We start from the raw sequence: 7,838 nt of genomic DNA, 5'->3' as shown, positions 1-7,838 counted from the left end.
TGTACAACGATACCGTGTTGGGCTTCAACAAGTCGGGCAAGGAAGTGGCGCGTATTCAGGTCGAAGAGCCGATCTACATTCGGCCGGCCGAGCGCGTCACCTGGTTGTAAGTCACAGCTAGGGTCTCGTGTCAGCAGGGGGGCGGAATGCCAAATGGTATTCCGCCCCTTCTGTTTGAACAGGCCCCTTGAGTCGGCGGCGGCCTTTCGGCTCAGGCTGTAGATGCCCCTTTTGCGCACTTGACGCGCCACAGGTGGTCCAGTAGAGTTGTGGGAGTATTCGGATATTCTTCCATTACAAGCTGGGATACCATCGGCGTGACCTCTCCTCAGCAGCAATCAACTCCATTTGCTGCGCAAGCCATACCCTTCGGCGAGTTTCTGGCTTCAGGGAAACTCCCGGATGGCTACCTCGCCAGCGAGTATGTTGCTCAGCAATTTGTCGAGCGCCTCGTCCACTATGTCCTCAGTGTTCCGACCGGCAGCTACACCATGGCTCAATTGAGCCATTTATTGGAACAGTTGGACCCGCGCGCACAGGTGTTTTTCTTCAAGCGTCTCAAAGAAACCAGCCCCGATAGCCTGAAAGATTTCGCCCCCCTCTATTACGGTTTCATGAACGAGTTCCACTCTCTCCTGTTCACCTAGCGCGATAACTTTTTCCTTGTCGCCTGAGCTTTCTCATGTATAATCGAGTGGTTAATAACTTGCGCAAAGGAGCGACATGAATCCAACCCTACAGCGAGCCGTGACCAGCTTTTACAATCTGATTTACGAGGCCCAGACATTTGCAACCACGATGTCACGGATTGACACGGGTGAGCAGGAGCATTATTCCGGACGCATCGAAGGATTGAATTGGGTACTTGATCGCTGCCAAGAGCTCGAAGACATGGATGCGAATTTGACTCCCTCTTCCCTTCAGCGGGTGCTCACAGAGGTCAAGTCGGACCTTGATCACGAATTGTCAGTCCAGCGTCGAGAAAAAGGGCGTCGGGCAGATGGCCGTGAGGAAGCCCTCAATTTTGTGGCCGATTATCTGTCGAGCCTGATTACAGCAACTGAGATAGAGTCGGCCAAGACGCCAGCGGTATAACGCTGGCGCGTTCAATGCTGGCCCCCCGTACCAGTTTCACTCCTCGCTTCCCATGACACCTGGGCATTCATTACAATGATGCGAGAATGGATCGTTTTCGCATTGTGCATGGGGATCGGGGGTCATATCGCTCTCGGCGTTGTGTTGCACGCTCCAGACCTTTGGCCATGGAGTATGGCCTGGTTCTACGGCTTATTAAGCGGGGTTGCCGTGTATGGGCTGGTACAAGGAGGACGGGGAATCTGGCGGCTGCTTCGGCCCTGTCCTAAGCTTCCGTCGAAGAACAGCCCCAACGCTTCATGGTAAACCAGCCGCTCAACATTCGCGCTCTCGTTATTGACCTCCACCGGCCCACCCGCATACAATTCCTTCATGCAAGGACCTCCGCGTAAACCAATCGACCAAGCTTGGCCAGCAGGCATGTCCCCCAGGATGCCTCGGCCTAAACCAGGCGTTCCTCAACAGGTAGATCAGTTTAAATCGCTCAACGCATCCCTACTCTACTGCCCTCAGTGCCGCGTGGCGACTCCAACACGCGAACGACTCCTCCTTGTGCTCCCAACCGGCAACCTATACGAATATCTGTGCCAGCATTGCGGCACATCGACCGGATCCAAAACCGACCATCAATAGACAGTTGTAGGTATAGTTGTGGATCGGCACCGACGACCAAGGTCGTGGGGAGCGTCTTCCCGTTACAAGGAGGGGGGAATACAACGTCTAAACGTGAGAATACTGTCGTGCAGAAGAATGTTGTTTGTGAGCGGATCTGGCTAGATCACTCCCTCAAGAGGAATGCCTTCTTCGATGAGCATGACCGGGATGTCTTCTCGGATAGGATAGAGGATCTTCCTGTCGCCTCTGACCAAGCCCCCGTCGAGTGGTTCGGTGACCGGTTTACTCGCCTTATTTTTTAATTGCCCACGGGTGACGGCCTCATTTAACTTGGCAATCAGGGCGTCATCAGCCAAGCTCACATCCTGTTTCGTGTCAGGGCAACAGAGAATGGCGAGAAGATCCTTGTCGATATTGACTGGACGCCTTGCTTCCGCATGATCTGCCATAACGTACCCCTCTTGTGTGGCTCACGTGAATCCTATATTTTTACAATAGAGCACCGATATCGAAGAGATCAAGTCCCGTGTACGGCGCAATGTGGTCATACGGACTCTGTTAGGCTAGTATCTTGCTGAACGTCTGTGAGGAAGCTATCGGCTATGTCGAAGACTCTATGGCAGTATTCCCTGGCTGGCTTGCTGATTCTTGTGCCAGCCTGGGCAACGTTCATCATATTTTCCACATTATTCCATAGTCTTCGTGAATTGATTCATGATCTCCCCTGGCATATCGGCGAGGCCCAGACTCCCGGACTCAGCGTGGTCCTGTTTCTGTTCCTCGTTGTGATGATTGGGATGATCGCGACTCATGTCGTGGGGCGGCGTGTAATCACCAAGACAGAGCGATGGATCGAGCAGATTCCCTTGGTCCGTAGTGTCTATGTCACCCTCAAAGGGATGACCGATCTGCTTGATTTCAGTTCTCGCTTTGGGCGTAGCACCGTCGTGGTGTTCCCATTTCCTCGAGACGGTCTCTGGGCAATCGGTTTTGTCATCGGGGCTGCACCATCGGTGCTCCAAGTGGCCCCAGCCAGCTTACTCATGGTCTTTGTGCCTACGGCGATTCATCCCTTCACCGGTTTTCTTGCATTCATCCCGCAGCCGCAGCTCCGACCCATTAATCTATCAGCGGAAGATGCCATCAAAATGGAGTTCACGGCTGGATTATACAAGCCGGAACCCGGATGGCTCCAAGCTCCGAAGACGAGGACCTAATCCCATGTCAATCGTTGACCGCCTGAACGTCCGACTTGCTACACGAGGAGATGCAGAACAAATTGTGTCCTTCAGCGCTGCGATGGCATTTGAAACCGAAGGTCGCCGCCTTGATCTTGACCGGCTATCCGAGGGAACGAGGACCCTCCTTGAATCTCCGGATCGAGGATTTTTCATGGTCGCCGAGCTGGAAGAAGGTGGAAATCGCCAGCTGCTAGGTCAGCTCATGATCACCTATGAATGGAGCGATTGGCGGAACGGCTCGTTCTGGTGGATACAGAGCCTGTATGTGGACCCCGCCTGGCGTCGCCAGAACGTGTTTCGCCGGATGCATGAAGCCGTCATGGCCAGGGCCAAGACAAGCCCGAATGTGTGCGGAGTTCGTCTCTACGTCGAGGAGAGCAACAGCTTGGCCCAGGCCGTGTACCGTCGAGTGGGGCTTACTCCAGCAGCCTATGCCATCTTTGAAACCGACTTCGTTCTGGCACGCCACAAAGGATTAGAGGATCGTCCTCACGAAGCTTAACCAAGGAGTACTCGTGGTATCGTTCAAACCAATGATTGGCATCATCATCGTCCTTGTGATGACCCTCACCCAAGGCTGTGTCGTGACCAGGGGGACAATAGGCGAGCCGCTTCAAGAAGAGTCCATTTCTCGCATCAAAAAAGGCACGACGACTATGGCAGAAGTCGTCTCAATGATCGGCGCGCCAGATCGCATTGTCCGGGGCTACGAACGCGAGATCTTTCACTACTATTACTACGATGGAAAGTCGCCCGCGATGTTGCTCGTATTACTCAATTTTATTCGGATGGATATCAAGAGCGATAACCTCTATGTGTTTTTCAACCGAAATGGGATCGCCGAGGAAGTGGTCTACGGGAAACGGACTGGCCGCACACAATTCCGATTGTGGCCCTTTGGTGACTAACGTGGCAACAGGCTTCCCCGCGGTCAGGCTCGTCATCGGCGCGCTCTTCATCCTTGTACTCTGTGACGGCTGTAGCGTCCGCCGAGTAGTTTTCAACGACGTTGTGACTTCAGAGCAGGTCAATTTTATCCGTATCGGAGAGACGACGATGCTCGAGCTGGCTGATCACATCGGCGCTCCGGATGAAGTCACCGAATCTGAATTCGGCGTCGTGGCGCTCTACAATTGGAGCGATACCAAGTCCGCAGCACTCGACTTCGGCGCCCTCGCCCGCCTGGTTTTGCCGTATGCCCCAACGATGACCCTCAATAAGACCGGAATCACTCCCGAACAATTCCAGGTGGTATTCGATCCCCAGTGGGCCGTGCGCGCCTATGGATTTTCACGACGAACCACGGATGAGCCAATCGTATGGTTTTGGCCCTTCTAGGCCAGCGCCTCGCATCATGAATTGCCGGATGTCCACGCGCCAGCTATAATCGCCCTCATGAGTCCTCAATCTGGTTCAGATTCAAGCATTCCCGACCCCTCCTACATTCCCGCCGATCGCGATTCAGAGTTTCTCCAACGGGAAGAACTCCGCTCCGTCCGCATTGGGCTGGAACTCTTAAAGCCCGAGTTGATCCAACGCGAAGCGGGCATACAATCGACCATCGTCGTGTTCGGCAGCGCAAGACTACAAGAACCGGCTGCGGCGAATGCTGCACTCGAGGCAGCAGAGAGGGACGCGGCTCAAGCCCCGAACGACTCCACGCAGCAGCAACGGGTCGCCATCGCGCGACGACAACTCGCACTCTCGAAATACTATGACATGGCTCGTGAGTTCGGGCGTCTGGTTTCATCCACCTGCCAAATCGACGGTCGATGCGATTATGTGATTGTGACCGGCGGAGGGCCCGGCATCATGGAGGCCGCCAATCGTGGCGCCGCAGACGTGGGAGCCAAATCAATCGGTTTGAACATTACCCTACAGCATGAGCAACATCCGAATCCCTATATTACGCCAGGGCTGAGTTTTCAATTTCGGTATTTTGCGATCAGGAAAATGCACTTCTTGATCCGCGCCAAGGCGCTTGTCGCATTCCCCGGAGGATTCGGCACGCTCGACGAGTTATTCGAGACACTGACACTCATCCAAACCGGCAAGACGAACAGCGTCATGGTCGTGCTCGTCGGACGCGACTTTTGGGAGCGCGTAATCAACTGGCAATGGCTTGTCGACAATGGACTCATCGCGCAACAGGATTTGCAGTTGTTTCACTATGCCGAAACAGCCGAAGAAGCCTGGGAGCTGATCGGACGCCACAATGGCGTGACCCCATCATGAAGCTCTCCTTTCACGGCGCAGCGAGATCCGTCACGGGCAGTCGCCACATGGTTGAACTGCCGGGATGCAAGCTGTTGCTGGACTGCGGGCTCTTTCAGGGACGTAGAGAAGAGGCATTTGAACAGAATCGAAATTTGGGCTTCGATCCCAAGTCAGTCAATGCCGTGTTGCTGTCCCATGCCCACGTCGATCATTCCGGCGCCTTACCGATACTTCAAAAGCACGGCTTCTCAGGGAACGTGCATCTCACCAGAGCCACCGCCGACTTAACGCAGCTCATGCTGGAAGATTCGGCTCACGTGCAAGCGAGCGATTGTAGCTACGTTAATAAGAAGGAGCAGCGGAGAGGCAGGTCTTGTGTTCGCCCCTTTTATAATATCGCCGACGTTCGCAAGGTGGTTCGGCGATTCGAAGGCGCGCGATACGGAGACCTGCTCAAGATTTCTTCGCGCGTGACCGCGTCTTTTCACGACGCAGGCCATATCCTGGGCTCGGCGGCCATCCGAGTGAAATATACGGCGCGGGGCAATACGACCACGCTGCTTTTTAGCGGAGACCTGGGCCGCTCCAACATGCCGATCCTTCGAGACCCTGAGCCACCGCAGCCCTGCGACGTGTTGATTCTGGAGTCGACCTACGGCGATCGGCTGCACGAAGCCGACCGTGAGCTCATGAAACAGAAGGCGCTAGACCTTCTCACCCATGCCAAAACCCACAAGAGCAAGATCATCGTCCCGGCATTCGCCGTTGGACGGACTCAGGACTTGGTCATGCGAATCAAGGAACTCGTCAGTGAGGGTCGCCTCGATCCCATTCCGATCTATATCGACTCACCTCTGGCTTCACGAGTCACGGAGGTCTTTCGTCGCCACCCGGAATGCTACGACGAAGAAACCACCAAAACGTTCACCTCTTCCGGAGACCTCTTCGCGTCCCGGTATATCCATTTTGTCTCCTTGCCGGAAGAGAGCATGCGCCTGAACAAGATGAAGGGCCCTTGCGTCATTATCTCCGCCTCCGGCATGTGTGAGGGCGGTCGTGTCGTGCACCATCTCAAGCATGCGATTCAAGACGAAGCGAATGTGATCGCCTTCGTAGGTTTTCAAGCCGAGCATACCCTAGGACGCAAACTTGTCGAAGGCTGGGATGTCGTGCCCATTTTCGGCGTCCCCACTCCACGCCGGGCGCAGATCGTCACATTCAATGGGCTCTCGGCCCATGCCGACCGCAATGATCTTCTGGCCTATGTCCGGGCCATCAATCCATTGCCGGCCAAGGTCTTCATCGTGCACGGCGAAGAGAAGCAGGCGTTGTCCCTTGGCACAGCCATTCAAACCGAACATCCTGGCATTGACGTCCAGATTCCCCATCGAGGATCCAGCCATGATGTTTAACCGCAACACGATCGCGGTCCTAGCCTCTGTCTCCATGTTGTGTGGATGCTTGTCGGCGAGCGCCGCCGACGGTCCTGAGACTCGTCAGCGAGTCCGTGACCTCGGAATAGTCATCGGGCAATATCCGACCGGAGCACAGAACGCCATCACCGATGTCGCAGGGGTCAAAGTCGGACAGACCACGCTTGTGACAGGAGAAGGAGCGCTCGTACCGGGTCATGGTCCGGTACGTACCGGTGTGACGGTCGTGGTTCCCCGCGACGACGTCTGGCATAAGAAAGTGCCGGCCGGGTCGTTCGTCCTCAATGGAACCGGTGAGATGACCGGCCTTGCCTGGATCAGCGAATCCGGCTTCCTCGAATATCCGATCGCCCTCACCAATACGTTAAATGTGCCGCGAGTCGCCAACGGGGTCATGGACTGGATGATCGCGCGTTATCCTGAGATCGGCATTACCGACGATACCCTGACGCCGGTCGTCGCCGAATGCGACGATGGGCGGCTCAACGACATTCAAGGGCGGCATGTGTCCGAGGCGGATGTGGTCAAGGCGATCGACAGTGCCTCCTCCGGAGCGGTACAGGAAGGCACGGTCGGCGCCGGAACAGGGATGGTGTCCTACGGATTCAAAGGCGGCATCGGAACCTCGTCACGGAAATTGCCGGAAGGTGAAGGCGGGTATACGGTTGGCGTGCTCGTCAATGCGAATCATGGGCGCCGGCCAGAACTCGTCGTGGGCGGCCTGCCGGTCGGGCGGCTCTATGAGGCCGTGCCTCCCGTCGCCCAGGCCCTGTCGCCTGGACAAAGTGAAGGCTCGATCATCATCATCGTGGCCACGGATGCGCCGCTCGATGGTCGGCAGCTCACGCGGCTGGCCAAACGTGCCGCGCTCGGTCTCGCCCGCACCGGCTCCACTGCGCGCCACGGCAGTGGCGATTTCATCCTGGCCTTCTCCACCGGCAATAGCATCCCGCACTATCCCAAAGAGCCGACGTATCAACAGACCCACCTGTCCGACACCCATCTGAACCCGATGATCACAGCCACGGTCGAAGCGACCGAAGAGGCCATTCTCAATGCCCTGACGATGGCGACCACCGTGGTGGGACGAGACAGCCATCGCATCGAGGCCATCTCCCTCGCCAAGCTCCGTACCATCATCGATAGACAGGCCAAGTAACTCGCGAAATATGGTCCTGCAAGACCAGCGGATTCTCTGACTTGCATTTCCCTCGCGCCCCTCGCTATCCTCTTTCGA

The 7,838-nt window shown here is 55.9% G+C and carries 11 protein-coding genes; 9 read left to right on the top strand and 2 right to left on the bottom strand.

Translation table 11 applies throughout. From position 1 onward, the window contains the following. Window positions 1-269: 269 nt before the first annotated feature. Window positions 270-647: a hypothetical protein gene (locus tag Q8N00_15310; GenBank protein MDP2384158.1), complete on the top strand. Its 378-nt coding sequence runs from the start codon at window positions 270-272 to the stop codon at window positions 645-647. Window positions 648-723: 76 nt separating this feature from the next. After that, a complete protein-coding gene (locus tag Q8N00_15305) occupies window positions 724-1,095 on the top strand; it encodes a hypothetical protein (GenBank protein ID MDP2384157.1) in 372 nt (123 codons plus the stop codon). A 185-nt stretch (window positions 1,096-1,280) separates the two neighbouring features. Here the strand turns inward: Q8N00_15305 and Q8N00_15300 are convergent, their stop codons facing one another. Continuing rightward, a complete protein-coding gene (locus Q8N00_15300; protein ID MDP2384156.1) occupies window positions 1,281-1,469 on the bottom strand; it encodes a hypothetical protein in 189 nt (62 codons plus the stop codon). 399 nt (window positions 1,470-1,868) lie between these two features. Then, entirely contained in the window at window positions 1,869-2,159 is a 291-nt protein-coding gene (locus Q8N00_15295; protein ID MDP2384155.1) for a Trm112 family protein, read from the bottom strand. Between the two features lie 153 nt (window positions 2,160-2,312). On the opposite strand from Q8N00_15295, the gene Q8N00_15290 reads away from it, so the two are divergent. Genes Q8N00_15290 through Q8N00_15260 form a run of 7 tightly spaced genes read left to right on the top strand, consistent with a single transcriptional unit; the run spans window position 2,313 to window position 7,760 of the window. After that, window positions 2,313-2,927 carry a DUF502 domain-containing protein gene (locus tag Q8N00_15290; GenBank protein ID MDP2384154.1) on the top strand — a complete coding sequence of 205 codons (615 nt, stop codon included), beginning with the start codon at window positions 2,313-2,315 and terminating at the stop codon, window positions 2,925-2,927. 4 nt (window positions 2,928-2,931) lie between these two features. Next, window positions 2,932-3,453 (top strand): GNAT family N-acetyltransferase, encoded by a 522-nt coding sequence (locus tag Q8N00_15285; GenBank protein ID MDP2384153.1) that lies wholly within the window; start codon window positions 2,932-2,934, stop codon window positions 3,451-3,453. Window positions 3,454-3,466: 13 nt separating this feature from the next. Continuing rightward, window positions 3,467-3,859, top strand: coding sequence for a hypothetical protein (locus Q8N00_15280; GenBank protein ID MDP2384152.1), 393 nt, complete (start codon window positions 3,467-3,469; stop codon window positions 3,857-3,859). A gap of 1 nt (window position 3,860) precedes the next feature. Then, entirely contained in the window at window positions 3,861-4,289 is a 429-nt protein-coding gene (locus Q8N00_15275) for a hypothetical protein (protein ID MDP2384151.1), read from the top strand. A gap of 57 nt (window positions 4,290-4,346) precedes the next feature. Beyond that, window positions 4,347-5,186, top strand: a complete 840-nt coding sequence (locus Q8N00_15270; protein MDP2384150.1) for a TIGR00730 family Rossman fold protein — start codon at window positions 4,347-4,349, stop codon at window positions 5,184-5,186. Next, window positions 5,183-6,580: an MBL fold metallo-hydrolase gene (locus Q8N00_15265; protein ID MDP2384149.1), complete on the top strand. Its 1,398-nt coding sequence runs from the start codon at window positions 5,183-5,185 to the stop codon at window positions 6,578-6,580. The genes Q8N00_15270 and Q8N00_15265 overlap by 4 nt, the downstream gene beginning before the upstream one ends. Continuing rightward, window positions 6,570-7,760, top strand: a complete 1,191-nt coding sequence (locus Q8N00_15260; GenBank protein MDP2384148.1) for a P1 family peptidase — start codon at window positions 6,570-6,572, stop codon at window positions 7,758-7,760. The genes Q8N00_15265 and Q8N00_15260 overlap by 11 nt, the downstream gene beginning before the upstream one ends. Window positions 7,761-7,838 lie beyond the last annotated feature (78 nt).

The sequence above is a fragment of the Nitrospirota bacterium genome, assembly GCA_030684575.1.
GTDB lineage: Bacteria > Nitrospirota > Nitrospiria > Nitrospirales > Nitrospiraceae > Palsa-1315.
Note: the sequence above shows the minus strand (reverse complement) of the source record. Positions and strands in the feature narration are given on the sequence as shown.

Excerpts from the sequence above, each read along its gene's own strand:
- Q8N00_15305 (MDP2384157.1), top strand. The coding sequence starts at position 724 with ATGAATCCAACCCTACAGCGAGCCGTGACCAGCTTTTACAATCTGATT.
- Q8N00_15300 (MDP2384156.1), bottom strand. The coding sequence starts at position 1,469 with ATGAAGGAATTGTATGCGGGTGGGCCGGTGGAGGTCAATAACGAGAGC.
- Q8N00_15295 (MDP2384155.1), bottom strand. The coding sequence starts at position 2,159 with ATGGCAGATCATGCGGAAGCAAGGCGTCCAGTCAATATCGACAAGGAT.
- Q8N00_15290 (MDP2384154.1), top strand. The coding sequence starts at position 2,313 with ATGTCGAAGACTCTATGGCAGTATTCCCTGGCTGGCTTGCTGATTCTT.
- Q8N00_15285 (MDP2384153.1), top strand. The coding sequence starts at position 2,932 with ATGTCAATCGTTGACCGCCTGAACGTCCGACTTGCTACACGAGGAGAT.
- Q8N00_15270 (MDP2384150.1), top strand. The coding sequence starts at position 4,347 with ATGAGTCCTCAATCTGGTTCAGATTCAAGCATTCCCGACCCCTCCTAC.
- Q8N00_15265 (MDP2384149.1), top strand. The coding sequence starts at position 5,183 with ATGAAGCTCTCCTTTCACGGCGCAGCGAGATCCGTCACGGGCAGTCGC.
- Q8N00_15260 (MDP2384148.1), top strand. The coding sequence starts at position 6,570 with ATGATGTTTAACCGCAACACGATCGCGGTCCTAGCCTCTGTCTCCATG.